Here is a 23,410-nt window from a genome sequence, read left to right on the forward strand (position 1 = left end):
CAAGGAGCATGGCATGTCATCAGGTGAAGAGCTCCCTGCCGGTCTCTACCTGATCGCCACTCCGATCGGGAACCTCGGTGACGTGAGTCAACGAGCCATCAAGACGATGAGCGATGTGAACAGGCTCTATGCAGAGGATACACGCCATTCGCGAAAGTTGCTCAATCATCTCGGGATAGACCGGGGACTTCTCGCCTGCCATGAACACAACGAGGCAGCACTCACCGAGGAGATCTGCCGCATGATCAGCAATGGGGATAGCTGTGGGCTCATCAGCGACGCGGGCACGCCGGGAATAAGCGATCCGGGATTCCGGCTTGTGCGGGCCTGCCGGAAGGCCGGTTTGCCAGTCATCCCGATTCCGGGGGCCAGCGCGGTTGTGACGGCCTTGTCCGTGTCAGGATTGCCAACCGACAGTTTTCTCTTTGTCGGGTTTCTCCCACCTAAGCGAGCAGCCCGGTTGCGCCACTTTGAAGAAAACAAGGAGGTGCAAACGACCTTGGTCTATTTTGAATCAACCCACCGGATCGAAAAATTCATCACGGATGCGGAGACGGTCTTTGGGCCCGACCGGGTGATCTGTATCGCCCGCGAGCTGACCAAGCATCATGAGACAGTATTGACAGGGCCACTACAGGAAGTCGCGTCACGCTTTGCCAAGGGATCCTCCAAAGGCGAATATGTGGTCATGGTGGCAAAAGAGGGCTACACCCTATGAAGCCACGGGTTGCGGTCATTGATATTGGCAGCAATTCCATCAAGTCCCTGGTGGCTGAGCGGGATGGAGGCACATTCGGCCTGCGGGCCCTGCATGAAAAGACCTTGGAGGTGCGGATCAGCCAGGGCATTGGCGGCAATCCACCCATGCTCCATGCCGAGCGCATTGAAGCAGGCGTGGAAGCCGTGCGCGAATTGTGGGATGATTGCCAGGACAACGGACCATTGGGCGGGTTGCGTATCGTAGCAACAAGTGCCGTCCGCTCGGCTGGCAACGGCCAACTTTTCACCGGGGCCATTGAGGCGCTCACCGGAATAAGTCCCCAGGTCCTGACCGGGGCAGAAGAAGCCGATGCCATTGCCCTTGGAGTGAGGACAGATCCTTCCATCGAAGACCACTTGAACGACTTCACGGTCTTTGATCTGGGTGGAGGGAGCCTCGAATTGATTCGCTTTGAGCATCACGGCGTCACCGACAGGACAAGCCTGCCTCTCGGGGCAGTCCGGCTGACAGAGCAGTTCTTTTCGGACCCCTCGCAACCCATTCCAAAGATTGAGCAAGTGAAACTCTATCAATTTATCCATGAGCATATCCTGGCTTCGGGGGTTGAAGTCAGGGCCCCATTGGTTGGGTGTAGTGGCGGGCTGGCTGCGTTGCGCAATGTCGTGGCGGCCAGGGCAGAGGCTCACCATCCTGATCCGAGCTACTTCCCCCGGAAACTGATTGAATCCATGGCCATCGAGTTTGCCGGGATGGACCTGACCAGGCGGATGGCCGTTGAGGGCTTGCCCACCCGACGCGCAGACATCTTTCCAGCAGCCATGATCGTTTTCAAGGTGTTGCTGGAGATGGCACAGGCCGACGGTATCCGCCATTCACTACACAATCTGCGCTATGGGCTGGCGCTGATGATGCTACGCGGCATAGAGGCCGCGTGAGGCCGAACCGTTTTCCTGTTCCCGGTTCCACATGTAAAAGGCGCGCCCGATCAGCCACAGGCTGATCACCATATTGGCCACTTTCATCAACAGGCCCCCGAGGACCTGATCCGACATGGGATCAAGAAAGCTGATGCGCGGAGCCAGCTCATAGGTCGGGTAAAGGATTTCCGTGGAGAAAGTGAGTATTCCAAAGAGCGGTATTTGCGCGACCATGAGCAAAAAGATAAAAAGGATCTGCGTGCCCCAGTTCATTCGCGGAATCAGGGTGGACTTGTTGAGAACCGGCCAGAGCATCATCACGGAGGTCCCGAACATGGTCAGGTGCTCAACCATGTGCAGGACTTTGTCATGCAGCGCAGCTTCGTACAGGACGGGGAAATGCCACACACAGAAGGTGAAGGTAAAGGCCACTCCGGCAGTCAACGGGTGAAGGAGAAAACGGAAAAGGCGCAGGGCAGTGGCGGATTTCCCGAGCAATCCATCAATGAACCAGCCGGGAATGGACAGCACGGTCAAAACCGCTGTCACATACATGAGAATGTTGTGCTGAACCATGTGCGCGCTGAAGAGAAAGCCTTCTCCCATCGCATCCAGCGGTGATCCAACAGCAATGTAGAAGCTGAGGACACCGGCAAGGAACCATGTCAGTTCAGCCTTCGGATAGGCTGCTTGGGGATTAATCTTGTCACGTAGCGGACCTACCAGTACAAGGTAAGCCCAGGTCACCAACAGGATACCAATCAGCAATGCCGGCTCGGTATGCCAATGTACCCACTCGACCATCTGCTAAAGCGGTGAACCAGCTGGATCCACCTCGAAGAGGAAGAGCAACGCCGTCACCGTCCCTGTGGCGATAAACAGCCCGATCATGAACAGGATGGTGCAGAGGGCGCGATCCCAGCGCAGGTGCATGAACCACCAGATCACTGCAAGGAACTTGACCAGGGATAGAATCCCAAGGGAAAAGAAAACGAGGAGCTTGTGGACCGGGAGGTAAATGATGACAATCTCAATCGCCGTGATGAGGATCATCGCCATCGCCACATTGAAGAATGTGAAGTATTTTGCGTGCTCTTCCTGGAGATGCGGATCGAAGGAGGGTTCAGGATTTTCAGTGGTTGCGTGTGACATGGTGTCCTGGCGTTAAAGGATTAAAGGTACTCAACGAGATAAACAGCAGTGAAAATGATGATCCAGACAATGTCGACAAAGTGCCAGTACAAACCAGCTACTTCGACATCCAGCGCGTTCTCACGCTTGTAACGCCCGCGCAGAGGGGTTGTCACAACCAACAAGATCGGGAAAAGAGCGACCCACGCGGCTGCCGAGTAAAGGTATGCCGAATAGTCATGATGCAGGAAATAAAGCGCGATCATCACAATGACCGGGGATACCCAGAAGATCGCCAACTGCTGGAAGAGATTTCTCTCCTTTGCAAAGTCACCAAAGCGCTTGGGCAGTGTAGCGAAAAACCACATACTGAGCCAGAGAACACCAAGGGCAACGTGCACACCGTGCGTTCCTGTCAGGGTGTAGAAGGTCGATCCAAAAACCGTGCTGCTCAGGGTCAATCCCTTCTCGTGAACGAAGTGATTGAACTCATAGACCTGACCACCGAGGAAGATCATCCCGAAGAGGACGGTTCCCATCAGGAAGCCACGCATGCTGGGGATGTTTCTCTTGTGGGCCGCCGACACGGTCAGCGCCATGAGGAATGAACTCATGAGCAGGATGAAGGAACTGAACCCGGTCAGCTCGATACTGAAAATATCCGTGGGGTCTTCCACTCCCGGATAAATCTTGCGATAAATCAAATGGGTACTGATGAGCGTCCCGAAGAACATGCAATCCGAGGCGAGAAAGGCCCACATGGCCATTTTCTTGTTCTCGACCCCCGTGCTGGTCTCTTTCAGTGCTTCAAGCGGATCGGCGTGTGATGCGTGATCTGACATAACAATATTTCCTGAATACAATTTCTAGTGATGTGCCTGCTGGCCTTCCGGCTCGATAGCACCTTCCAGCTCGGCTGGATCGGGATGCAGATGATATCCGCCAGGTCCCTCGAGGGCCCAGCCGAAGATTCCGGCAAAGGTAATCAGCAATCCGGGAACGGTGAGGTGGAAGAGTGAGAAATCCACTTCCGCTGACAGGAAGGGCAACATCGTTTCAAGCGGTTGCTTGTGGAAGACCATCCCGAGACCGGCAACAAAAAGGCCAAGTCCCACGACAAGCGGCCACCATGACTGGTCGGGCATATGAATTCCGTGCGGTCCCGGAGCAACCTTGTCCATGCGCTTCTCGGGTTTGCCGTACTTGTTTTCCCATGCCTGGTCGCGTGACTTGATGACCGGATTGTAGGCAAAGTTGTATTCTTTCGGCGGGCTGTCGGTCTCCCATTCCAGGGTGCGTGAATCCCACGGATCATTGCCGGCTTTCTCGCCCTTGAAACAGCTCCAGATGACTTGTAGGACAAACGCGGCAATCCCAAAGCCCAGAATCAAGGCGCCGATTGTCGACCAGAAATTGCCGTCGGCCCAGCCCATCTCAGCCTTGTAAGTGTGCGTCCGGCGGGGCATCCCGGTCATCCCGAGGATGTGCATTGGGAAGAAGGCAATATTGAAACCAATGAAGATGGTATAGAAAATGACTTTCCCTAAAGCCTCGTTCATGAGCTTACCGGTAACCTTCGGGAACCAGTAATAGATCCCACAGATCAAGGCAAAGATGGAACCGCCGATGAGCACATAGTGAAAGTGTGCAATGACAAAGTAGGAGTCCTGCTGCTGCGCGTCGACTGGAGGAGAACTGTGCATGATACCGGTGAAGCCGCCCATCATGAACATCCAGATAAAGCCGAGGGCAAAGAGCATCGGTGTGGTGAAGCGGATACGCCCGCCCCAGAGAGTACCAATCCAGTTGAAGATCTTCACACCGGTCGGGATCGAGATGAGCATGGTCAGGAAGGCGAAGGCCGAGGTTGCGACAATACCAAGTCCGGTCGTGAACATGTGGTGACTCCACACGGCGAAGCCAAGGAATCCGATCACCGCACCAGAGAAGACAACCAGCGGGTAGCCAAAGAGCGGCTTGCGGGCGAAAACAGGAAGCACCTCGGAAATAATTCCCATCGCCGGAAGGATGAGAATATACACTTCGGGGTGTCCGAAGATCCAGAAAAGGTGCTGCCAGAGGATTGGCTTACCACCACCGGCCACCTCGAAGAAATGTGTTCCGAAATGACGGTCAAACATCAGCTCAACCAAGGCGATGGTGATCGCAGGAAAGGCCAGAATGATGAGGAAGGAGGTCACCAGGGTCATCCACGTAAAGAGCGGCAGGCGCATCATGCTCAGGCCCGGGGCGCGCATGTTGACAATAGTCGTGATGAAATTGAATGAACCCGCAAGGGAGGCGATACCCAGTATCTGCAAACCGATGATCCAGAAATCCGTACCAAGATCCGGACTGAACTGTCGGGATGTCAGTGGAGCATACCCGAACCATCCAATGGCCGGTGCGCCGCCCTGGAAAAACCAGCTCATATTGACAATGATTCCCCCCAGCAGGAAGGCCCACAGGCCAAGCGCATTCAGGCGCGGAAAGGCCACGTCGCGCGCCCCAATCTGCAGTGGCATGATGTAGTTGAAAAATGCGGCACTGAGGGGCATCACAGCGAGGAACACCATTGTGGTACCGTGCATTGTGAAGAGCTGATTGTAGGTTCGGGCATCGACAAGGTCGTTTTCCGGAACCATCAGCTGCAGGCGGATGATCAGGGCTTCAACACCGCCAAGGAGAAGGAAGAAGAGCGCGCCGATGGCGTAGGCAATTCCGATCTTCTTGTGATCGACGGTGGTCAGGAAGCCGACAATTCCGGTCTTCTTGTAGGGACGCGACCAAACGCCATTGTGGGCGGTGGCTTCAGCGTGTTCGGGGCTGGCTGTCGTGGACATAAAAAATTCTCCCGTTACTTGAGGGTGTAAAGATAAGCGACAAGGGCATCAACGTCGCTCTTGGTCAGGTTGGCATCCTTGAGGCCTTCCATCTGGACGGCCTTGGGATCATTGGGGTCAGGGAATCCGGCCCACATGAAATTGCCGGGCTTGACCTGATCCGGATTGAGAATCCAGTGGGCAAGGTTTTCGGCATTGTTCTCGAGCCATCCGGCAGCGATGGAGCTGCGGCTGCCGAAATGCGCCAGGTTGGGACCACTGGTCTGGATCATTGAATCTACACTGTGGCAGCGGACGCAGTTCTCGACAAAGAGTTCAGTGCCATGCTTGATGAGCTCTGTATCCAAATCTTCAGCACTTTCGGTAATGGCGACCGGCGTGTAGTCAGCCCCGCCGACAACGGTCTTTCTCTTCTGGCTGGCAAGCCATGCCTCCCAATCCTCTTCACTGAGGGCACGGGCACGGAAGAGCATGTAGGCGTGTGAATCGCCGCAGTACTCGGCACACTGCCCCCAAAAGTAGCCGGGTTCGTCGGCCTTGATCCACATCATGTTCTGCTGCCCGGGCATGAGGTCCGTCTTACCGGCCAGCTTGGGCAACCAGAAACTGTGGATGACATCATTTGCCCGCAGACTCAGCCGGACAGCGCGCCCGGCGGGAAAGACCAGCTCATTTGCCGTATGAATTCCCTCTTCAGGATACTCAAAGCCCCACCACCATTGGTAACCGGTCACGGTAACATCAATGGCGTCGGCCTCAAACTCAGCTGGGATTTTCTTCTTCAGGATAATTCCCCCAAAGGTCGGGATTGCAATGACCACCAGGAGAGCCGCTGAGGCGACAACCAGGCCGACTTCAATGAGCGGATGGCCATGGGATTGCGGGGGAATGTAATTCGGATCGTCCCCTTTCCGGACGCGGAACTTCCAGATGGCAAAGGCCAGCGCCCCGCCCACCGTGATAAAGAGGAACAGCGTCACCCAGAGCGTGATGTAGAAAATATTCGCCTGATTTTGCGCAATCGGCCCCATGGGATCGAGCGCTGACTGCTGCCCGGTCATGTTGAAGAAAGAGCCCTCCTCGCCCGTGTACAGGCATTGGGGAATTGAAATTGCAGTGACGATCAGAAGAATTCCGATCCAGATGTATCCTAACCACTTCATGTTTCAGAAATTCAAAGTTTAGATGAAGAACCGGTCCACCACGAGGGCCCCAAGGTAGGCAGGCAGGTAGAGCAAGGTTGCGATAAAAAGTTTGCGGGCGTGGGCCACGTTGCCGGGGTCGCGGACAAACTGGATGGCTGGTTTCAGGTGAGCGTATCCAAGAACTAATGACACGACAAGAAGTAGCCATCCAAACTGTGGTTCACGCAGCGGGGCAAGGCTGATCAGGCAGAGGACAATTGTCCATGCAAGTGCCTTGATGGCCACTTGCCGGCCGGTCGCGTCAGAGACGGAAAGCATTTTAAAACCGCCTTCCTCGTAGTCGCGGCGACACATCCACGAGATGGCCATGAAATGCGGGAGCTGCCAGGCAAAAAGAATGGCAAAGAGTATCCAGCCCATCGAGCTGAATCCGGCACCGGCAGCAACCCACCCGATCAACGGCGGAAGGGCTCCCGGAATCGCACCAATCTCGGTCGCCCAAGGCGTCACGCGCTTGAGCGGTGTGTAGGCGAGAATATAGAGGACCACGGTGGCAGCTGTCAGCAGTGCGGCTGTTATGTTCACCTTGTAGGCGAGCAGGACGACGCCGGTAAGGGCGAGAGCAATACCGTAGATGAACCCCGCCGTCGGCGAAATGCGCCCGGCGGCAATGGCGCGATCGGCTGTGCGTTCCATTTTTGCATCCACATCGCGTTCCCACCACTGGTTAAGGACACCGCACCCGAAGGCGGCAAGCGTTGTCCCCAGACAAAGGCTGAAGAAGAGGCTCAGGTCGAGAGCTGGCCCGGCGGCAAAATAGCCAAGAACGGCCGTGGCCACCGACATGAGGCTGAGCCGGGGCTTGGTCAGTTCCCACCAGTCGCTGAAGTGCGCTTCTGTCCGGTCGGTGGAAAGGGCCTTGATGGAGTTTGTTTGAGTGAGATTAGCCATGATTAAACGGGTCTTTCGAGAGCGGGTTTGAAAAAGCTGAAGGTGATTGCCCAGGCAATGCTGAGGAAAATGGCCCCATTTAGCACATGCAGGGTTGTCTCAATCGGGGCACGGGCAGTCCAGATGATGCCTGCCCCAAGGGCAATTTGCACGTTGATGAGCACGAAGGCGGCAAGGGCGAATTTCTTGATTGAGGCGCTGACGAGGTTACTCCGGATGAGTGCCACGACCCATGCGGTGAGCAGGATGAAGATTACCACGGCCACTGACCGGTGGGCAAAGTTGAGCTGGGTAGCCCAATTCCATGAGAGAGGCAAAAAGCTGCCGTCCGGTGAGCTGTGCGGAAAATATGGGATTGAGAGGCCTGCGCCGCGGTGGCGCATGATCGCTCCGAGAACAAGCTGGACCATTGTGAGGAGGCAGATTCCAAGTCCCATACGGCGGAAAAAGATCCACACGCGCCGGGCATCTTCACCATCCGGAAGCTGGAGTCGACGCCACCAGGCAGAGCTTCCAACAGCCACCGCGGTCAGTGTGCAGAGAAAGACCTGTGCGGTCACGCCGTGCAATTTGGCCAAATCGATATTCACGAGCAACACACGTGCGCCGCCGAGAAGTCCCTGGAAAATGACGAGCCCGAGGGCACCATAGCTCAGGAGCCGCAACCAGCGCCGCTCCTCCACCCGCCACATCCAGACGCAGAGGATGATACATAAAATTCCCACGGTTGCGCCAAGGAGGCGGTGCCCGTGCTCGGCCATCATGGACTGGTCGGTCGTCCATCCGGGCGGGTTCAGGGAACCATTCGACAGTGGCCAGTCTGGAAAAACCATTCCGGCACCGATTGTCGTGGTAAAACCACCCGCATAGAGAAGAAGGAGGGTGACCACCAAGGTCAGGAAACAATACCCCGCAAGCCAGCGCTTGTGAGCGCTTGTTGTCGAGTTCAGATGTGTCTCTGCCATTTTGTTCGGGATATTATCAAAAGAGTGAGCCTGCTTGCGCGTTCGAACCCCCACATAGACGCGCTTCAGCAGCCAAATAGAGCTTCAAAAAGTTCCTTATTGGAGTCGGTTTGACAACCGTAGATACCCGCACAACTTTAGATAACAGGTATTGTTATTATCCTGCCGTGCCTCGTTAGTAATTCTTATAGCAATAATACATTCCATGAACAAATCCTCATTTGTAATCCTCGCCATCCTGCTGAGCGCCCTCAATGGCCTGGGCGCCCCTGTGGAGGGGGTAATCGCATCAATCGACCGTGAAGGGATGGAAGTGCAATTCCAGACAGGCGGAGCGGATGGCGGCGTGCAACCGGTCCAGGTCGGGCGCGGCGACGCAAAAATCCTGAATGCGGGAGATCTGGTCCGGGGTGACTTGGTCCGGATGGGACATGGCTACCGTCTGCAGACCATCTGGCCAGCCGACCCGGTGACCCGCGGGACCATCTCGCGCCTGGGGGACCAACTGCGAAAGGACACCCGACAGCGCGGCTCGAAGGCCTTTCGGGGCGTCGGGGAATACATGCCTAAGTTTGCCCTCTATGATACGGACGGAAGCCTTTTCCTGAGCGAGTCACTTAAAGGAAATTACGTGATCATGAATTTCATCTTCACGCGCTGCGCGAGCCCGACCATGTGCCCCGCCGCGACAGCCCGCATGGTCGAGCTGCAGGGAATGGTGAAGGAGGCCGGCATTGAGGACTTTCGCCAGGTTTCCGTGACCCTTGACCCGGAGTACGACACGCCCGGTATCTTCACGGCCTACGCTATGGACAAGGGGATTGACACCTCGACATTCCATTTGCTGGGCGGGCCCGAGAGGATTGTCGAGGACCTGAAGATTCAGATGGGTGTACTCGCTGAGCCGGATGAAGAGGAAATTGTCCGCCACACGATGTCGACCGCGCTCATGGACCCGACCGGCAAGATCATTTACCGGATTCCCGGAAGTATGTGGAGCCCGAAGGCCTTCCTGGACCAGATCAAGAAGGACAAGGGGAAGTAAATTTCTTTACGGAGTACGACCTGGAAAAAACCACGCATTACACGGATCTTCTGGATTGGAGAGGCTATGATAACTCTTTATCCCAAAACTCCGTGTAATCCGTGGTTGAAAAACAGACGAGTCCAAGCAGTTTCCAGAATTACATAATCAATCATGTCCCGCCCGATCCAGATCACCCTCATCACACTCGCCTGTATTGGCGTCTATTTCGGGCTGCGCTCGCTTCCCGTGGAGAAGTGTGAGTTCCTGCATTACGGCGATTTCATTAACAGCGAAGGCGTCATCGAGGGCTGCGGCTACGAGGAGACGGAATTCTTCACGATGTCGGAAATCCAGTTTCCCATCCTTCCTGTCCTCACACCCTTGACCGATCCGGTCGTCGGCCAGCCGACCACGTTCAAGCTGACCCTCTTCACGACGACGGGCAAACCGGTTAAATGGGAGGAAATCGCTGTTTCGCACACCGAAAAGATTCACGCAATGGTCGTGGATCCGTCACTACAGGATTACCAGCATTTGCATCCCCAGGCGGCCGGTCCGGCCGGGCATTACCTCTTTGAAATGACTCCGAAGCGCGCGGGCGACTACAAGGTCTATCTGGATTTCATTCCGCTGATCAACAGTCGCCGCACCCTGCTTGAAGCAAGCTTCACTGTTCCTGGCACACCGGAGACCCCAAGCCCGGGATCCTTGATGGAGTTCGAGGACGGTGATCTGCAATTTGCCTTCATTCCCTCGCAAGAGAAGCTGGTCACGGGGGAAGAGGTCCGGTTCAAACTGGAAGTGGAAACAAAAGACAACTCCCCTACCCGTTTCTCGCCGGTCATGGATTCATACGCCCATGTGGTGGCCTTCGACGAAAACAACACGGGCTTTGCGCATCTGCATCCGCAAAATCCGTTCATCGAGGGACAGGATCCGCTCAATCCGGAGCTTGAGTTTGCCTTTCTATTCGATCAACCGGGCTATTATCGCGTGTGGGCCCAGGTTATTGTGAACGACCGGCAAGTATTTGCTCCTTTTGACCTGACGATTCGTTGAAAATGAAAAGAGCCATCGCAGGTATCCTGATTCTTAGTGCGGCCGCAATCGGCTTTCTATTCTGGATCATCTATGGTGTGGAAGCAGGCAATGACTCCAGCCAATGGGCCTTCCTTCCCGCTACCAATGCGCTTTTCAACGCAATCAGCGCGTCAGCGGTCATCACAGGACTCATTTTCATCAGCAAGGGAAACAAGCGGGCCCACGGCATCAGCATGGGCACCGCACTTCTTGCCTCGGCACTGTTCCTCGTGGGCTATATCATCCATCACACGGTACACGGTGATACCATGTTTCTCACGCAAGGCTGGTTGCGACCAACCTACTTCTTCATTCTGATCACACACATCATTCTCTCCATCGTGGTCCTCCCACTCGTTCTCACGACGGTCTTTTTTGCCGCCACTCGTCGGTGGCCAGCCCACCGCCGCATCGCCAAATGGACTTATCCTGTCTGGCTCTATGTTTCCGTGACCGGGGTGCTCGTCTTTGTATTTCTCCGGCACTTGAACGGGTAAGGAATCCCTTTCCGTAAAAGAAGAATTGGCGAAGGTACGGATCCCTGTTTGCATGATCAAATGAAGCTCGGGATCAGCTTATTCTATTCGGCGCTTTGCTCTGCAAACGCCCACGCAACCATCATGCCGGTAATTTTCGGATCAATGGGAAACGAGGGCATTTATGCTTGTGAGTTTAATCCGGACAAAGGCGAATGGAACAGTCCAGCAACCCTGGCCTTTGCATGGAAATCACCGGGCGTTTTGATCCATCATCCCCGACTGGATGTAATCTATTCATCGGGAGCGGCTCCGGGTTCCAAGCAACCGCAAGTAGCCGCCTTGAGCACCAGGGATGATGGCAGTGATGCTTCTGCATCCCTTATTAACAGCCACCCCAGCGATGGGGTGGTGACACATATGGCCGTTCATGAGTCCGGGGATTTTTTGGTCACCGTTCAATACGGGGCAGGCAGTGTCGCCGTTTATCCACTCGATGATCAGGGTCGGATTGGAGAGCGACAGCAGTTAATTCTTCACGAGGAGGGGTTTGGCGGAAATGACCGTCAGGAGAAGGCACACCCACACTATGTCACCTTCGATCCTTCCGGGAAATTTATCCTGATTCCGGATCTCGGAGCCAATGCGGTTTTTGTCTACAAGCTGATGCAAGAAGGCGGACAACTAGTGCTGCATGAAAAAGTAGAGGCCTGGGCTGGAGCGGGTCCACGCCATATGAAGTTCTCCCCTGATGGCCGGTTCGCATGGGTCTTGAATGAGCTGAATTCAACCGTGGATACCTACAGTTGGAAAACCGGAATGGGTGAGTTAAAATTCATTACAAGTATTGATACGCTTCCAGCAAAGGTACTGGAGAAGGAGGCCGTTAATTCGGCCTCGGAAATCCGCGTTCATCCCTCAGGCCGGTTTCTTTTCACCGGTAATCGAGGGAATGATTCAATCACGGTTTTCAAGATTGATCCGGAGAATGGCTCATTGGAACGGGTGGAGGTGGAGCCCGTCCGGGGGAGCTGGCCCCGCAATTTTGCCATCGACCCATCTGGCCATTGGCTCATTTGCGCAAACCAGCATAGCTCAAATATCGGCATCTTTGAAATAGATCAGGACTCGGGTGAGCTCACCTATAAGCCATGGTCCAGCATTCAGGTCCCCGAACCCACATGGGTCCTCTTTCCCAAGTGATTTGAAGACTGGTTGGCGTTAGAGCTGGTCGAGTTTTTCCACCAGTTTCTTCAGCTCTGGCATATCGACCCCTACAGCCGTCCCAGCTTCGAGGGGCTTGCGAAAAATGGCCTCCACTTCAAGGCGGCGTCCGTCCAGCCAGTCCAGCACACTCGAGGCCATGTACGATCCAAGCTGGTCCGTGAAGCCCATCAACTTGTCGGTATACGCTGGCTCAATGGGATACCCAAGGGCATTGCCCGCGAGCCGGATTTCCTCCATCAGGGCAACCGCGGTCTGGCGCAGCTCGGGATTCCCGCACACCGCATCAGTCCCCTTCCCTCCAATGGCCACAGTGAGGCCGTTGAAGGGGACATTCCACATCAGCTTGCGCCAGAGCGCTTCGCCGAGGGAAGCGGTCTTCTTTGTCCGGATCCCCGCTGCTTCGAACGCTTCCTGGCACACATCAAGATAGTCATTACCGCGATTACCCACCGCCGCGCCAATCTGTACAAAGCCATCACCGGGCACGAAGCTATGAATCTCCCCGGGTGCCTTGCGGTTTACACCAATCTGGCAAAGCGCACCGATGACCGGGTTGTCCGGGAATAGCTCCATCAGCGCCTCGGCATTGCCAAGACCGTTTTGAATCGTGATGAGCAAGGTATCCGGTCCAACGACCGGAGGAAGCAGGGTCTTGAAGAGATGATTGCGCGTGGTCTTCAGGCCGACAATTACCCAATCGCGCTTGCCGAGCTGGTCCGGATCATTGGCGATGTCCGGACTGGGCAAGATCACCTCCTGGTCCCCCGCAAGCACCAGCCTCATTCCCCGTTGCTGCACCGGTTCGTAATCCGAACGAAGAAGAAAGCCAACGGAATGACCAGCCTTCGCAAGCCGGATGCCAAAATAGCTCCCCAAGGCTCCGGATCCAATGATGCCGATACTCGCTTTCCCGCCAGTCTCCATATCCGGATAGAATCAAAACCGCTGGCTTACTGTCAACGATGCGGAAAAGGTATGAGAATTCCCGAGAGGCTTGACCGGCTACATGAAGGAGTGACTGTACTCGACGACAATGGGCGTTCCCGTGACCGGATTATCCTCAATAAAACGAATAGGTCCGATACCGGGTGCCAGCCAAATTCGTCCTTGGGATTGCTCCACAATACCGGTTGTCGGATCTGGAACGGTCTGCGTCACGACCACCTCGACCACCCGCTGGAACGGTTGCCCCGTACTGAGAAAATAATGGTCATGCTTGGCGACAATTTCCATGTGGAGAGTCGGCAGGGGGTCGAAGTTGAAATTGAAATAGTCTTCCACTGTCTCCTCCGGATAGCCGTCGACCTCGAATTTCACGCTGCCTGAAACCCTGCCGGAGGGAATGACTTGATAGAAAGTGGAATGGAGCGGCTCCTCATACAAATCCCTTTGCCAAGGAAAGGCCATCAGAAGCTCTCCAAAATCATAGGCCGTTGAATAGCCGTTGATCGTGACGGGTTGTCCATCCAAAAACAACCGCATATAGAGGCTGAAATCAGCCTCTCGCTCAAACAGGCCGAGGGCGCTGCGCTCAAGCCGTTCCTCCGTCATCAGGCGCAAATTTCCCCCGAGTGTAAACCATTCGCCTTCTATGTTGGCGACCCCTGAAATGCCCGCCTGCAGGTTGACCTTCCGCTTCAGGTCAGACCCGCTGAAAGTCACTTTATACTCCCAGAAATTGAGGCGCATGGTAATCCCGTCAATTGTGCCATCGACCGGCTGCCCGTTGTTGACGATGTAGAACCAGGTGAAGGTTTCCCATTCGGTCGGGACCGGAAAGTAGGAATTTTGGTTTTCAATGGACTCATCGACGAGCCAATGGGCGGTCGAAATGTCCAGAAACTGGCGCGGATTATGTGTGCTGGGCTCGTACTTCACCCAGCCGGCAAGCGGCTCGTACACAAACGGATAGGCCGCCTCGTTGGTCCAAACCCAGCCCAAGCCGGTGTCCCACATCCAGGCCCCGCCACCATTGGAATCCGTGGCGTACATCCAGCCATGGTCGACATGATAAAGCCATGGATAATGCGCATCGTTCACCCCTTCGAACCAGCCCGCAGCTGAAGCCCATGAGCCGGGAACAAATAGCAGAAGCAAATAACAGCGAAAGAAGACAGCTTTCATACCCCAGAATATGAACCTTTAGTTAATCAGAGACAATCCAATTCAATTCCCCTATATCACGCTTGACACCCCGCCAAGGTGAACCAACTTTCCTTCTCTCAGCCTTCGATCGTGAAGGCCCTTTGGGCTCAGGTGGTGGAATTGGTAGACACGCCGTCTTCAGGTGGCGGTGCCTTCGGGTGTGCGGGTTCAAGTCCCGCCCTGAGTACCAATATTTATCGACATTCACCAGATATTTGCCAATATGAATTGGCAAATTTAAAATCCAGCTGGCGATGTCGAAATTTAAAATAACTCCTTTTCTAAATCCAAGTGGAGCCAAGGTATGGCGACTCTCAGGAACACTCAATGGTAAACGTTTCCGTGAAAACTATAAGACGAGAAACGAAGCTGTCGCTAAAAGGCAGAGTTATGAAGTTAAGCGACTCAATGAGACATCAGAAGGTCAGACCGTCTGGACAACCCTGACTCACAATCAAAACCGTGATGCAATTGCGGCTGTCAATCTTCTCAAATCCCATGACATGGATTGCTCTTTGAGCTTTGCGGTAAATTACCTTTTGAAAAATTATCGCCCTCCCGAGAACGAAAAATCTGTTTCTGATGCTTCCATGGAGTACCTGCGGAAACGGGAACAGGACTTGGTGAGAGGTTTTATTCAAAAACGACAATTAATGGCAATCCGTTCAGAAATGAACTGGATTAAACTTTGCCTAGGGGACATTCCCGTTTCATCCCTCTCCCCGGAGGATTTCCGCGAATATTTGGAAAAGCCCAAAGATGCCCCCCGAAACCGCCGTAAAGTCCCTGAAGTAGCAACCGCAAAAACATGGAATAACCGCAGAGGACTTGTTAACACATTTTGTGAGTATTGCGTGGATCAAGGATATCTCCAAGAAAATCCTGTGGCCAAAGTCGCTCAGCACAAGATCAAGCACCAAAGAGGTACGGCAAAAACTCTTTCAGCTGATCAAGTACAAGAACTGATGAACTTCCTTGAGACATACACTGGACCGCAATACAAACGGGAAATCTATCGGAATCAACCCGGTTTTTTGGTCCCCTTTTTTGCCCTCGCCCTCTTTGCCGGTATTCGGCCTGACTGGAAAGACGGCGAAATGGGGAAATTAAAGCCAAAGGATGTCGATCTCAAAACAGACGTTATCCGCATCGAGCCTGGTGTTTCCAAGACCAACGAAAAAAGGATTATCAAAATCCAGCCCAATCTCAGACTCTGGTTAGAGCATTATCCTGTCGGGCAGTATCCCATCCTGCCCAAAAAGAATCCGGATCGCATACTCAGGGCATTGAGGAATCAATTCAGCTTGGGCCATGATGTACTGCGCCATACGTTCATCTCTATGACCGTGGGAACGTTTCGATCGGTCGGCGATGCGTCCCTGCAAGCAGGCAACTCAGAAGCAGTCATACGCAAACACTACCTTGATCTTAAATCGCCCGAGGAGGCAGACCAATTCTGGCGTATTGTGCCCAAGGGAGCATCTCTACCGAAGAAGATGAAAAAGAAAGAAGGACGCTACATTCTTCCATAAAAGTCTAACGAGGTCGAACGGTACAGTTTTTCTCAAGAGCCTCCTTCACTTGATCCACATTGAACCGGACCAAGTGTCCAATTTTTACGTAGGGGATGCGTCGCTGCGCCTGCATTTGCCGAAGCCACCTGATTGAAGGCCTAGAATTCGGTTCAAACAGTTCCTCAAGTAAGGTTGGGGCATTGACTAGCTTATCTGCAGGCATTGCTTTATCCGCAAAATTTGCAGTCGGGGTTTTTGGCAACGTTCAGAGATACGTCTGGCATAAACCCCGCTGCATGGATTCGTCGGTGATTCCAGGAAACTGGACGTGTATTCATAAGGAGATGGTCCAGTGCGTATCCCGTGAGCCCTGCCGCCATAGAATTGATATCGATGGCAGCAGGGATTTCACAGGGAGCCACTCTCTCACTATCTAGATCTAAATCCATGCACCCAAAACAGGCATTCCCAGGTTCTTGGATGCTAACACTGAAGGACTCTGCAGTATAATCGACAGCAACAAATAGGACTGGCCTGTTAGCTCTCAATCCAGCCGAAAGGGCCGCCCTTCGCGCACTCTTATTGTCCACAGCACAAATCATGACATCGAAGGATGGCAATATCATGGGATTTTCCGATAATTCCTGAATCGACAACGGGGATCCGATCAGCTGGGTGCCTCCAACACAATGGTCCTTGAGACGAACCGCGGCACATTCAGCTTTGTTTTTTCCGACATCCGAAAGACTGAACAATTGGCGGCTTAAATTGGACACTGAGATCCTATCAGGGTCGGATAAAAGAAGTGTCCCGATTCCTTTACGGGCCAGTAGCAAGGCTATCAGACTCCCCAAGCCTCCTACCCCTATGAGAAGAATTGTTGTATGGAACACTATCTCCTGTAGATACCCGGGAATCACGGCATGTCGTGCGTAAATCTCGTTACGATTGAAGTTTGAAGACATGCTCTTCCTCCTGCTTGATCCGTCGACCATAGGTAATGACATTGAATGGAACTGACTTTGTGAAAAAGCGGAAATACCCATCACGGTTCACAATTACCCCAACAACCTGCGCTCCGCCCTCTTGTAAATCCCCAATCCAGTCCATATCAGTTTTCGATGGGAGGGTGCTACCAATGCCAAAACCAGGATGGCTATGTCCGACAAGGAAACAGTTATATCCTTCATCCCGGATCTTGACAAAGGCGCGGGAAGTGGACGCTGCATCCAGAGATGCACTTCCCACAGTTCGGTTTGTTTCATGACATTTCAAAAATGAGGCCGTCATTTGGATTCCTTCGACGGAGGGACCACAAATAAATGCCAGATCTTCATTCTGATCAGTTGTTAGCGCAGTCTGTAGACGTGTCGCAAATGCCGCGTCTAATCCTATCGTTAACGGCCGTTCTCTAAGCAGATCCTGAACCTCAAAAAAGAGATTATAGTACACATCGGAAAGATCTCGATTGCCGATATCCATCTGCGTGCAGATCTTATTTTGGATGCGTTGCTGAATAAGTGTCGTTGTCATAACTGTTCTGCCTCCTTTAGTATTTTCTGTAATGAAATAATCGCATTAGCCGGATGAGCTTCACTGCCGCCGATAAAATGAACCGAGTACCAGTCTCCAAGACTTGAGAAACAGAACTTGTGCTCATGACGGTTCAGGCCAGGAGGTGGTTTCTGGATAAAGAATTTGTACCCCTGTTCATCCATCTCGACCTTGGTTTTGTACACCCGTCTGGGAGTTCTGAGAAATCCATGGTATTCAGATCGAACGGTGCTGCTCCAAAAGCCTTTGATGACAATATCTCGACGTTTAAACCCGTACCTGACCAATGGGTGGCGCTGGTCTTGTTCCAGAGCGAGATTGCCCCTCCTATTCGCAATCATTTTAGCCTCCCCACCCTGGTTGGAGTTGCCGCATAGGCCTTCTCATAGGTGCCCGGAAGCAATTGATACAAATCATCTGTGTCCTTGTACTGGGAGTGCCCATCATTTGCCACAAGCTCCCAAGATGGAGGTAAATTCATTTTTTCGATGATATCCACTGGCCGGGTCCCGGGATTGATATCATACACTTCTGCAATCCCATCGGTTGCTCTTGTTACTTCGAGTTGCTTAGTGGCGTTCTGATTTGTGATGCTCATTTTTCTTCTTTCTTTTTGGATTACTAATGATGGTTTGAATGAAATCCTGAATGGTCAGGGCGTAGATATCCCCTGATTTAACAAGGCGCACTTTAGTCCGTTCGGTTGAGGTCAGGTGCCGGGCTATTGTTCTTGAGATCTGTTCAAAGAATCGTTCATCCCGGCTCACGACCAGAACCCCATGACAGCCGTTCTTCAAATTTCGCCTGATGTTTCGAAGGACATTTCGGGGGGTGGATTCAACTTCGATCGCCACTGTTGTCACTGTTGGGATATCCACGACAACTAGGTCCGCATTTCGGTATTCCACGTAGACTGCGGCACGGGGATCCCTGCAGAGTGCCTCAATCCGATCCTTTTCCGCTTGATGACCTGGTGATTCGTTACGCGTCTTTTTCATACTGCTCTAAGAAGCTTTCGCCCTTGGGTGTGAGTGTTAGGACTTCCTTGGGCCTACCTCCGGCACTTGGGACCACTCTTCGGGAGGCCAAGAGGTCATTGGAGAGTAATTCTGACTTAACCCGATTACCCCTCCCAGACGACCAACCAAGGTTCCGATAATGTTGGACCACCCCATATGCAGGGTTACCGCGGCATGAACTCAGAAGTAAGAGTGTTTCTTCCAGAATAGGCTCAGGTGGACGTTTCTCCGGGGAGTTATCTTCAGACTCTTCAGGAGATGTCCGTTCGCCAAGAGTAACCCGAAAATCGAGCTTTCGGACCTTGGCTTTGATCTTTGGTGAATATGTCGCCTGGGAGTGCAACTCTTCCCAATGAGGGGTCATCAGCTGCTCGATCTCTGCCCGGCTTTTGCCACGTCCAAGATCATGGTAAGGAATCTTGATTTTCTGAACCGGTCCAGAGCCGGTGTAGATATAGGCTTCACCTGGCGGGAGGTTGAGTAAGTCGGCTTCCTGAGAAGAATTTAGCCCCATAATTCTTGCCGTTAATTCTGCCTCTTTCGGATTGTTCATCCCCAGAGCGATCACGCTGGAGCAATTATCAACCGCGTCGGGCAGCAGCTTTTTAACGGACTGTGTACAAAGTATGTTCCCTATACCGTAGCTGCGGTCCTTTGTAATCTTTTCCCGTTGTACTAAGCCATGCTGACTCGTCTCACCAGTCGCGCCAAAAAACTTTAGCCCTTCGTCCCAGGCATGCACAGAGTGTAATGAGGAATCGTGACCCGTGGCCGTTAGGCGTTCCCATTCCTGTGTGCATGCAGAACTGATAAGAAGATTCTCCTGTCTCGCTGGAATGCTCTTTCTGGAGAAAATAATTAATTCCTTACCCAGTAACGGCGGTTCAGGAGCTATTCTAACCCGACTGAGATCTCCAATAGATTTGCAGATATTAAAGAGCGCATTGGACAAGTTTTGGTGCTTCGCAGAATCTTCCCCTCCGATCTTGGAAACAACCCCAGCGATATCTTGCAGGGAAGGAAGGTCATCTGGATCGTGACAATAGTCTGCCAGTATTGAGTTAAGTGTGTTTCTGGCACTTGGGTGACTTGATGCGTAATCTCCCAGACATCTCGCTACAAATGCATTTCGCGTTTGCTGATCGACAAAGCCTTTGAAAAGATTCCAACGCTCATGCCTGGGTTCCAAGAAAAGCGCATCAGGGAAAACGTTGAGGAAATTGCATCCAGTATCCTTGTGGTCGAAGAAATGGACTTTTATACCTTTCGCCAAAAGACCGATTATGATTTGGACCAGCATGTTTGTCTTCCCCTTCCCGCTGGCGGCGATGACAAGAATATGGGTCGCGAAGAACAGGAGGTTGAGAAAATAGGGTAAGCCCGAATCAATAATCTTACCAAGGAGGATGCCTGTTGCTGGATCTCCAACCGGTCCAGTATTCTCATTAGGTGAGAAGAACTGCCGTGCCACCTCCTCAGCGATTCTAGCTTTAACGAATTGCTCGAATTTGCCGTTTCGATCCGCAGGAGTCCCGATTAGGCTCAGGTAGTGCCCATGCAACAGGTCCTTATCTAACCCTAAATCCTTGGACTGCTGAACGTACTCGATCAGCATGGCCCCTTTCGGCTGACAAGAGGTGGACTTCATGACTTATTCCTCCTGTCGTGATCTTTCCAAGTATCGTGCTGGCGAAGAAGAAAATGCAATTCGTGCGGGCTCACATTCAGCTTCTCTCCCGCGGGGCTTTCATACACCCTGCGGCAGCGTTCACAAAGGGACTGCTGACTGATTGCACTTAAAATAACTTCGCTTTCAGCGTTCCCGCAAACGGAGCAAAAGGCCTTTACCTTATCCGCCTCGATCACCTTGTTTGAACCTGTTACCACGAATGTGGACCGGGTGTCACATTCCATGGTGTTGCCGTGACGATCAAAGTGTGAGACCTTCTGTGTAATGGATTCCCCCATCCGCAGAGGACGATACGTATGATGCTCACGTTCCCGATGTCCGCTTTTGGGCTGTTGGCCCTGTTGAGCTTCTCGGCAGGATGGATTTCCGCGACCAGATTCATGGTAGCGGGGTTGTGGAATACGCGAAGCAAAACCGGTATTCTCTTGAGAACCAAGTATACCTTTCATCCACCTGCTGGCTTTTGTGAAAAGCGTTTTCATTATATCACCAATAGTAAAAGAGTGTTCAAACCGAATAAGACCCCTAGTCCGATCCAGATTCTATTCCTGAGCTGGAGTTGATTCGCAGCAATGGGCTCCAGATGAAAGGCAAGGACGCTAGGAGTGAACAAGAGGCCCAACACCAGAAAGGGCACTAGAATGTGCCAATAGCCATCAAGGAACTCAAACCAGCGATACGGGACACTGAGCCCGATTGCCAGGCCACCCCAGAGGGCGGCATATTGCAGTAATCTAATCCTGTTCCCATTCTGGAACATGAGGAAGCACAGGATGGATGCCGCAATAAGAACCAGGTTAGCCCGTAGCAGGAAACTAATGAATGGGGAGCCCAGAGATTGAATCCCGGCCTGATATAAATTCCAAATTTGATCGATGATGCTCATGCTGAATAATCGAGGGTTTTTGAGGCTTGTTTTCCTCATTTCCAAAATCATACAGCACTGACCGCCCTAACTCGAAGCGATCATTGAAGATTATTAATAATCCTCAGTTTCAAACTGGATTAAATCAGTTGGCAGGTACTTTCCCTGCATTTGTTCCTTGAAAATATGGAGCAAGAACCGAAAGCACTCCTCCGGAAGCAAGTGCGCCGATTCGACCATATCAAAAAACTCGGGCACCCCAATACAGTGAATTCTGCAAAGTTCTGCCTTTGAATGGCCGGTAGATTTGCGAAGTTGCTTCAACAGGTCTGAACGGGGCTTTATCCACCTTAGAACCAAATCGTACTCTTTCCTTCCCAAATACTTTGAGACTTTCTCAATCGTTGTTCCGGCAACGGGAACACAGGCCTTAAAATTATTCAGTGTCTCAGAATCCAGGAAAAAGTTTCCATCCTCATCTACATCCTGTTCCAAAAATTCCTTTTTTGTCGGATATGCTTGTATTGCTTTCTGGATTAGCGGCCCATTCGGTAGTTTACTGCTCTTGGTCTTCACCGGCCAACTATAATGCATCCTTTCCAACTCGGGTGTAATCAACTTTGCCAATACTTTAGTAACGGATTCCTGAACTGCCACCCGAATCGGTCTTTCAGGATCACTGTCCTCAAGGCTCACCTTCTCAGTAACCGGATGGAAGGCTTGTACCGCTGAATTGCCTTCTCGGTACGATAAAACAGACACCCATGGAGCTTCTTCATCAATATGAAGAAATGGCTGGAGACACATCCCGACAAAACAATCTGTCCGAATTCTCTTAAGATCCTCCCACAGAAAAAAGCAAATATCCAAGCTTCTGTAGCCTGCCAATTGCAGGTAAGTCTGCTGGATCGAAATGGGATCGGCCTTCTCAAGGAGGTGACCTAAGTAAACGCACCCGATAAAGGGAAACCTGGCGAGATCGTTTGGGCCAAATTCCTCTATATCTTTCAGATTCGCTAAATACGTATATCCAAGCATTTTAGTTCCCGTGGAGGTAGAAAAAATTTATCAGCTTCCTAAGTCGTTGATTTTGGGAATGTTTTCCCACAAAAGGCACCCAATTCTGTTTGAAGTCTTGCTCGGAGTCAGTCGCAGCGGACACCAAAAGCCTGAGTGGGCCATCATCCAGGGGATCCAATCCTGACCACTTGATTGCAAAGGTGGCAGTCGGTACCAAGAACTGAGCAAGAATCTCAGATTCACTCAGCCCGTACACTTCTTCGAGGGCTCTTAGTTGGCTCTGAAAGCCAATCCGTAGCCACATTAGATCAGTCAGAGAATTTTGTTTCCGCAACAGACGCTCTGGGCGAATCGAGTCCAACACTTTCCGTGCCCTGGCCCTTCCCTTGTGGTGTTCCCGCTCTTGCCCCTTAAGATCATTCAGCAAGCCCCCATCAGCGATCCACTCCTCATGCCATTTGCCTTCTGAATCCACATAACTGGTCACAATTGCGATATGCTCATGTAGTTTATTACCGCCGTATTCAAAAAAGGGCCGGAGCGGTAGAGCAGGAGTGACCCGAGCTTTCTTCCATTTCTCCCAAATATCTTTCTCCTTAGAATGGATGACCGATCCATATTCTGAGACAAGGTATCTTAGATTCTCAAGATCCGTCCCTTGCCCCATCCTTGACTCCAAGGCTTCAGCAATCTCCTCCTGATATTCAAGGGTTTCTTTTAAGTATATCGCTCGAGCCAGATAGTATCTCCTGACCGCCACCCTATCCTGAAATTGCAGGTGCATGAGCCTTGCCCAGAATCGCCATCCATTCAGGAGCATCCCTGCCTTGGAAAGGACAACTGCCTCTTTGTGGACGTGCTCATGGGCCAAGACCCTGTATATCAATTTTTCTGACTGAGACTGCGGTCCACCAGCGGGTTTCTGAAAGAGTTGGGCAAAGTCATTTTGGCCGCATAAGGAGATCAAGAGATTGCGTACTTTTTCAGACCCGGAATCAAAGAACACGAGTCTACCATTGTAGATGGCTTTAATTTCATTCCCGACTCGAAACGTGTAGTATATCACGCCGACTCCCCCATTTCCATCGCCTGAATCAACCCTGAATAAAGGGGGACAGGA

The 23,410-nt window shown here is 52.4% G+C and carries 24 protein-coding genes and 1 tRNA gene; 8 read left to right on the plus strand and 17 right to left on the minus strand.

Annotated elements, in window-relative coordinates:
• Positions 1 to 13 precede the first annotated feature (13 nt).
• Positions 14 to 718: a 16S rRNA (cytidine(1402)-2'-O)-methyltransferase gene (rsmI, locus tag G0Q06_RS12775; protein WP_163966741.1), complete on the plus strand. Its 705-nt coding sequence runs from the start codon at positions 14 to 16 to the stop codon at positions 716 to 718.
• A complete protein-coding gene (locus G0Q06_RS12780; protein WP_163966744.1) occupies positions 715 to 1,656 on the plus strand; it encodes a Ppx/GppA phosphatase family protein in 942 nt (313 codons plus the stop codon). The genes rsmI and G0Q06_RS12780 overlap by 4 nt, the downstream gene beginning before the upstream one ends.
• Here G0Q06_RS12780 and G0Q06_RS12785 read toward each other — a convergent pair.
• Genes G0Q06_RS12785 through G0Q06_RS12815 form a run of 7 tightly spaced genes read right to left on the minus strand, consistent with a single transcriptional unit; the run spans position 1,633 to position 8,673 of the window.
• Positions 1,633 to 2,442 (minus strand): cytochrome c oxidase assembly protein, encoded by an 810-nt coding sequence (locus G0Q06_RS12785; RefSeq protein WP_163966746.1) that lies wholly within the window; start codon positions 2,440 to 2,442, stop codon positions 1,633 to 1,635. The genes G0Q06_RS12780 and G0Q06_RS12785 overlap by 24 nt on opposite strands.
• Before the next feature lie 3 nt (positions 2,443 to 2,445).
• Positions 2,446 to 2,790 (minus strand): cytochrome C oxidase subunit IV family protein, encoded by a 345-nt coding sequence (locus G0Q06_RS12790; protein WP_163966749.1) that lies wholly within the window; start codon positions 2,788 to 2,790, stop codon positions 2,446 to 2,448.
• Between the two features lie 20 nt (positions 2,791 to 2,810).
• The gene (locus tag G0Q06_RS12795; protein ID WP_163966752.1) at positions 2,811 to 3,611 is read right to left on the minus strand and encodes a cytochrome c oxidase subunit 3; all 801 of its coding nucleotides are present in this window, start codon (positions 3,609 to 3,611) and stop codon (positions 2,811 to 2,813) included.
• Positions 3,612 to 3,635: 24 nt separating this feature from the next.
• Positions 3,636 to 5,612, minus strand: a complete 1,977-nt coding sequence (ctaD, locus tag G0Q06_RS12800; protein ID WP_163966754.1) for a cytochrome c oxidase subunit I — start codon at positions 5,610 to 5,612, stop codon at positions 3,636 to 3,638.
• Positions 5,613 to 5,626: 14 nt separating this feature from the next.
• Positions 5,627 to 6,775, minus strand: coding sequence for a cytochrome c oxidase subunit II (coxB, locus tag G0Q06_RS12805; protein ID WP_163966757.1), 1,149 nt, complete (start codon positions 6,773 to 6,775; stop codon positions 5,627 to 5,629).
• A gap of 18 nt (positions 6,776 to 6,793) precedes the next feature.
• Positions 6,794 to 7,708, minus strand: coding sequence for a heme o synthase (gene cyoE, locus G0Q06_RS12810; RefSeq protein WP_163966760.1), 915 nt, complete (start codon positions 7,706 to 7,708; stop codon positions 6,794 to 6,796).
• Positions 7,709 to 7,710: 2 nt separating this feature from the next.
• Positions 7,711 to 8,673, minus strand: coding sequence for a COX15/CtaA family protein (locus G0Q06_RS12815; protein WP_163966763.1), 963 nt, complete (start codon positions 8,671 to 8,673; stop codon positions 7,711 to 7,713).
• A 205-nt stretch (positions 8,674 to 8,878) separates the two neighbouring features.
• Here G0Q06_RS12815 and G0Q06_RS12820 point away from each other — a divergent pair, with 205 nt between their 5' ends.
• The 4 genes from G0Q06_RS12820 (at position 8,879) to G0Q06_RS12835 (ending at position 12,459) form a co-directional block, all read left to right on the plus strand.
• The gene (locus G0Q06_RS12820; protein ID WP_163966765.1) at positions 8,879 to 9,718 is read left to right on the plus strand and encodes an SCO family protein; all 840 of its coding nucleotides are present in this window, start codon (positions 8,879 to 8,881) and stop codon (positions 9,716 to 9,718) included.
• A 153-nt stretch (positions 9,719 to 9,871) separates the two neighbouring features.
• Positions 9,872 to 10,759, plus strand: a complete 888-nt coding sequence (locus tag G0Q06_RS12825) for a hypothetical protein (RefSeq protein WP_163966767.1) — start codon at positions 9,872 to 9,874, stop codon at positions 10,757 to 10,759.
• A gap of 2 nt (positions 10,760 to 10,761) precedes the next feature.
• Positions 10,762 to 11,277 carry a DUF420 domain-containing protein gene (locus G0Q06_RS12830; RefSeq protein WP_163966770.1) on the plus strand — a complete coding sequence of 172 codons (516 nt, stop codon included), beginning with the start codon at positions 10,762 to 10,764 and terminating at the stop codon, positions 11,275 to 11,277.
• 123 nt (positions 11,278 to 11,400) lie between these two features.
• Positions 11,401 to 12,459 carry a lactonase family protein gene (locus G0Q06_RS12835; protein ID WP_163966772.1) on the plus strand — a complete coding sequence of 353 codons (1,059 nt, stop codon included), beginning with the start codon at positions 11,401 to 11,403 and terminating at the stop codon, positions 12,457 to 12,459.
• Positions 12,460 to 12,477: 18 nt separating this feature from the next.
• Here G0Q06_RS12835 and G0Q06_RS12840 read toward each other — a convergent pair whose 3' ends face one another.
• The gene (locus G0Q06_RS12840; protein ID WP_163966775.1) at positions 12,478 to 13,407 is read right to left on the minus strand and encodes a 2-dehydropantoate 2-reductase; all 930 of its coding nucleotides are present in this window, start codon (positions 13,405 to 13,407) and stop codon (positions 12,478 to 12,480) included.
• 78 nt (positions 13,408 to 13,485) lie between these two features.
• Positions 13,486 to 14,607 (minus strand): hypothetical protein, encoded by a 1,122-nt coding sequence (locus tag G0Q06_RS12845; RefSeq protein WP_163966778.1) that lies wholly within the window; start codon positions 14,605 to 14,607, stop codon positions 13,486 to 13,488.
• 126 nt (positions 14,608 to 14,733) lie between these two features.
• Here G0Q06_RS12845 and G0Q06_RS12850 point away from each other — a divergent pair.
• Both G0Q06_RS12850 and G0Q06_RS12855 read left to right on the plus strand, forming a co-directional pair.
• Positions 14,734 to 14,818, plus strand: a tRNA-Leu gene (locus G0Q06_RS12850).
• A gap of 64 nt (positions 14,819 to 14,882) precedes the next feature.
• Complete coding sequence (locus tag G0Q06_RS12855; RefSeq protein WP_163966781.1) at positions 14,883 to 16,160, plus strand: tyrosine-type recombinase/integrase; 1,278 nt, start codon at positions 14,883 to 14,885, stop codon at positions 16,158 to 16,160.
• Positions 16,161 to 16,369: 209 nt separating this feature from the next.
• Here G0Q06_RS12855 and G0Q06_RS14920 read toward each other — a convergent pair whose 3' ends face one another.
• The 8 genes from G0Q06_RS14920 to G0Q06_RS12895 all read right to left on the minus strand — a co-directional run bounded on the left by G0Q06_RS14920 (position 16,370) and on the right by G0Q06_RS12895 (position 23,356).
• Complete coding sequence (locus tag G0Q06_RS14920) at positions 16,370 to 17,188, minus strand: HesA/MoeB/ThiF family protein (protein WP_425496124.1); 819 nt, start codon at positions 17,186 to 17,188, stop codon at positions 16,370 to 16,372.
• Entirely contained in the window at positions 17,085 to 17,675 is a 591-nt protein-coding gene (locus G0Q06_RS12865; RefSeq protein ID WP_163966787.1) for a ferredoxin reductase domain-containing protein, read from the minus strand. Before G0Q06_RS12865 ends, G0Q06_RS14920 begins: the two co-directional genes overlap by 104 nt.
• 358 nt (positions 17,676 to 18,033) lie before the next feature.
• Positions 18,034 to 18,294, minus strand: a complete 261-nt coding sequence (locus G0Q06_RS12870) for a hypothetical protein (protein ID WP_163966790.1) — start codon at positions 18,292 to 18,294, stop codon at positions 18,034 to 18,036.
• Positions 18,266 to 18,694, minus strand: coding sequence for a hypothetical protein (locus G0Q06_RS12875; RefSeq protein ID WP_163966793.1), 429 nt, complete (start codon positions 18,692 to 18,694; stop codon positions 18,266 to 18,268). The genes G0Q06_RS12870 and G0Q06_RS12875 overlap by 29 nt, the downstream gene beginning before the upstream one ends.
• Positions 18,678 to 20,363, minus strand: coding sequence for an ATP-binding protein (locus tag G0Q06_RS12880; RefSeq protein ID WP_163966796.1), 1,686 nt, complete (start codon positions 20,361 to 20,363; stop codon positions 18,678 to 18,680). The genes G0Q06_RS12875 and G0Q06_RS12880 overlap by 17 nt, the downstream gene beginning before the upstream one ends.
• Positions 20,360 to 20,854 (minus strand): hypothetical protein, encoded by a 495-nt coding sequence (locus G0Q06_RS12885; RefSeq protein WP_238710827.1) that lies wholly within the window; start codon positions 20,852 to 20,854, stop codon positions 20,360 to 20,362. Before G0Q06_RS12885 ends, G0Q06_RS12880 begins: the two co-directional genes overlap by 4 nt.
• A 530-nt stretch (positions 20,855 to 21,384) precedes the next feature.
• Positions 21,385 to 22,308 (minus strand): hypothetical protein, encoded by a 924-nt coding sequence (locus tag G0Q06_RS12890; protein ID WP_163966801.1) that lies wholly within the window; start codon positions 22,306 to 22,308, stop codon positions 21,385 to 21,387.
• Position 22,309: 1 nt separating this feature from the next.
• Positions 22,310 to 23,356, minus strand: a complete 1,047-nt coding sequence (locus G0Q06_RS12895) for a hypothetical protein (RefSeq protein WP_163966805.1) — start codon at positions 23,354 to 23,356, stop codon at positions 22,310 to 22,312.
• Between the last annotated feature and the right edge of the window lie 54 nt (positions 23,357 to 23,410).

The sequence above is a fragment of the Oceanipulchritudo coccoides genome, assembly GCF_010500615.1.
GTDB classification, from domain to species: domain Bacteria; phylum Verrucomicrobiota; class Verrucomicrobiia; order Opitutales; family Oceanipulchritudinaceae; genus Oceanipulchritudo; species Oceanipulchritudo coccoides.

Bases quoted from the DNA above. Each gene is read 5' to 3' on its own strand.
- rsmI (WP_163966741.1), top strand. From the start codon at position 14: ATGTCATCAGGTGAAGAGCTCCCTGCCGGTCTCTACCTGATCGCCACT.
- G0Q06_RS12780 (WP_163966744.1), top strand. From the start codon at position 715: ATGAAGCCACGGGTTGCGGTCATTGATATTGGCAGCAATTCCATCAAG.
- G0Q06_RS12785 (WP_163966746.1), bottom strand. From the start codon at position 2,442: ATGGTCGAGTGGGTACATTGGCATACCGAGCCGGCATTGCTGATTGGT.
- G0Q06_RS12790 (WP_163966749.1), bottom strand. From the start codon at position 2,790: ATGTCACACGCAACCACTGAAAATCCTGAACCCTCCTTCGATCCGCAT.
- G0Q06_RS12795 (WP_163966752.1), bottom strand. From the start codon at position 3,611: ATGTCAGATCACGCATCACACGCCGATCCGCTTGAAGCACTGAAAGAG.
- ctaD (WP_163966754.1), bottom strand. From the start codon at position 5,612: ATGTCCACGACAGCCAGCCCCGAACACGCTGAAGCCACCGCCCACAAT.
- coxB (WP_163966757.1), bottom strand. From the start codon at position 6,775: ATGAAGTGGTTAGGATACATCTGGATCGGAATTCTTCTGATCGTCACT.
- cyoE (WP_163966760.1), bottom strand. From the start codon at position 7,708: ATGGCTAATCTCACTCAAACAAACTCCATCAAGGCCCTTTCCACCGAC.
- G0Q06_RS12815 (WP_163966763.1), bottom strand. From the start codon at position 8,673: ATGGCAGAGACACATCTGAACTCGACAACAAGCGCTCACAAGCGCTGG.
- G0Q06_RS12820 (WP_163966765.1), top strand. From the start codon at position 8,879: ATGAACAAATCCTCATTTGTAATCCTCGCCATCCTGCTGAGCGCCCTC.
- G0Q06_RS12825 (WP_163966767.1), top strand. From the start codon at position 9,872: ATGTCCCGCCCGATCCAGATCACCCTCATCACACTCGCCTGTATTGGC.
- G0Q06_RS12830 (WP_163966770.1), top strand. From the start codon at position 10,762: ATGAAAAGAGCCATCGCAGGTATCCTGATTCTTAGTGCGGCCGCAATC.
- G0Q06_RS12835 (WP_163966772.1), top strand. From the start codon at position 11,401: ATGCCGGTAATTTTCGGATCAATGGGAAACGAGGGCATTTATGCTTGT.
- G0Q06_RS12840 (WP_163966775.1), bottom strand. From the start codon at position 13,407: ATGGAGACTGGCGGGAAAGCGAGTATCGGCATCATTGGATCCGGAGCC.
- G0Q06_RS12845 (WP_163966778.1), bottom strand. From the start codon at position 14,607: ATGAAAGCTGTCTTCTTTCGCTGTTATTTGCTTCTGCTATTTGTTCCC.
- G0Q06_RS12855 (WP_163966781.1), top strand. From the start codon at position 14,883: ATGTCGAAATTTAAAATAACTCCTTTTCTAAATCCAAGTGGAGCCAAG.
- G0Q06_RS14920 (WP_425496124.1), bottom strand. From the start codon at position 17,188: ATGGGTATTTCCGCTTTTTCACAAAGTCAGTTCCATTCAATGTCATTA.
- G0Q06_RS12865 (WP_163966787.1), bottom strand. From the start codon at position 17,675: ATGACAACGACACTTATTCAGCAACGCATCCAAAATAAGATCTGCACG.
- G0Q06_RS12870 (WP_163966790.1), bottom strand. From the start codon at position 18,294: ATGAGCATCACAAATCAGAACGCCACTAAGCAACTCGAAGTAACAAGA.
- G0Q06_RS12875 (WP_163966793.1), bottom strand. From the start codon at position 18,694: ATGAAAAAGACGCGTAACGAATCACCAGGTCATCAAGCGGAAAAGGAT.
- G0Q06_RS12880 (WP_163966796.1), bottom strand. From the start codon at position 20,363: ATGAAGTCCACCTCTTGTCAGCCGAAAGGGGCCATGCTGATCGAGTAC.
- G0Q06_RS12885 (WP_238710827.1), bottom strand. From the start codon at position 20,854: ATGAAAGGTATACTTGGTTCTCAAGAGAATACCGGTTTTGCTTCGCGT.
- G0Q06_RS12890 (WP_163966801.1), bottom strand. From the start codon at position 22,308: ATGCTTGGATATACGTATTTAGCGAATCTGAAAGATATAGAGGAATTT.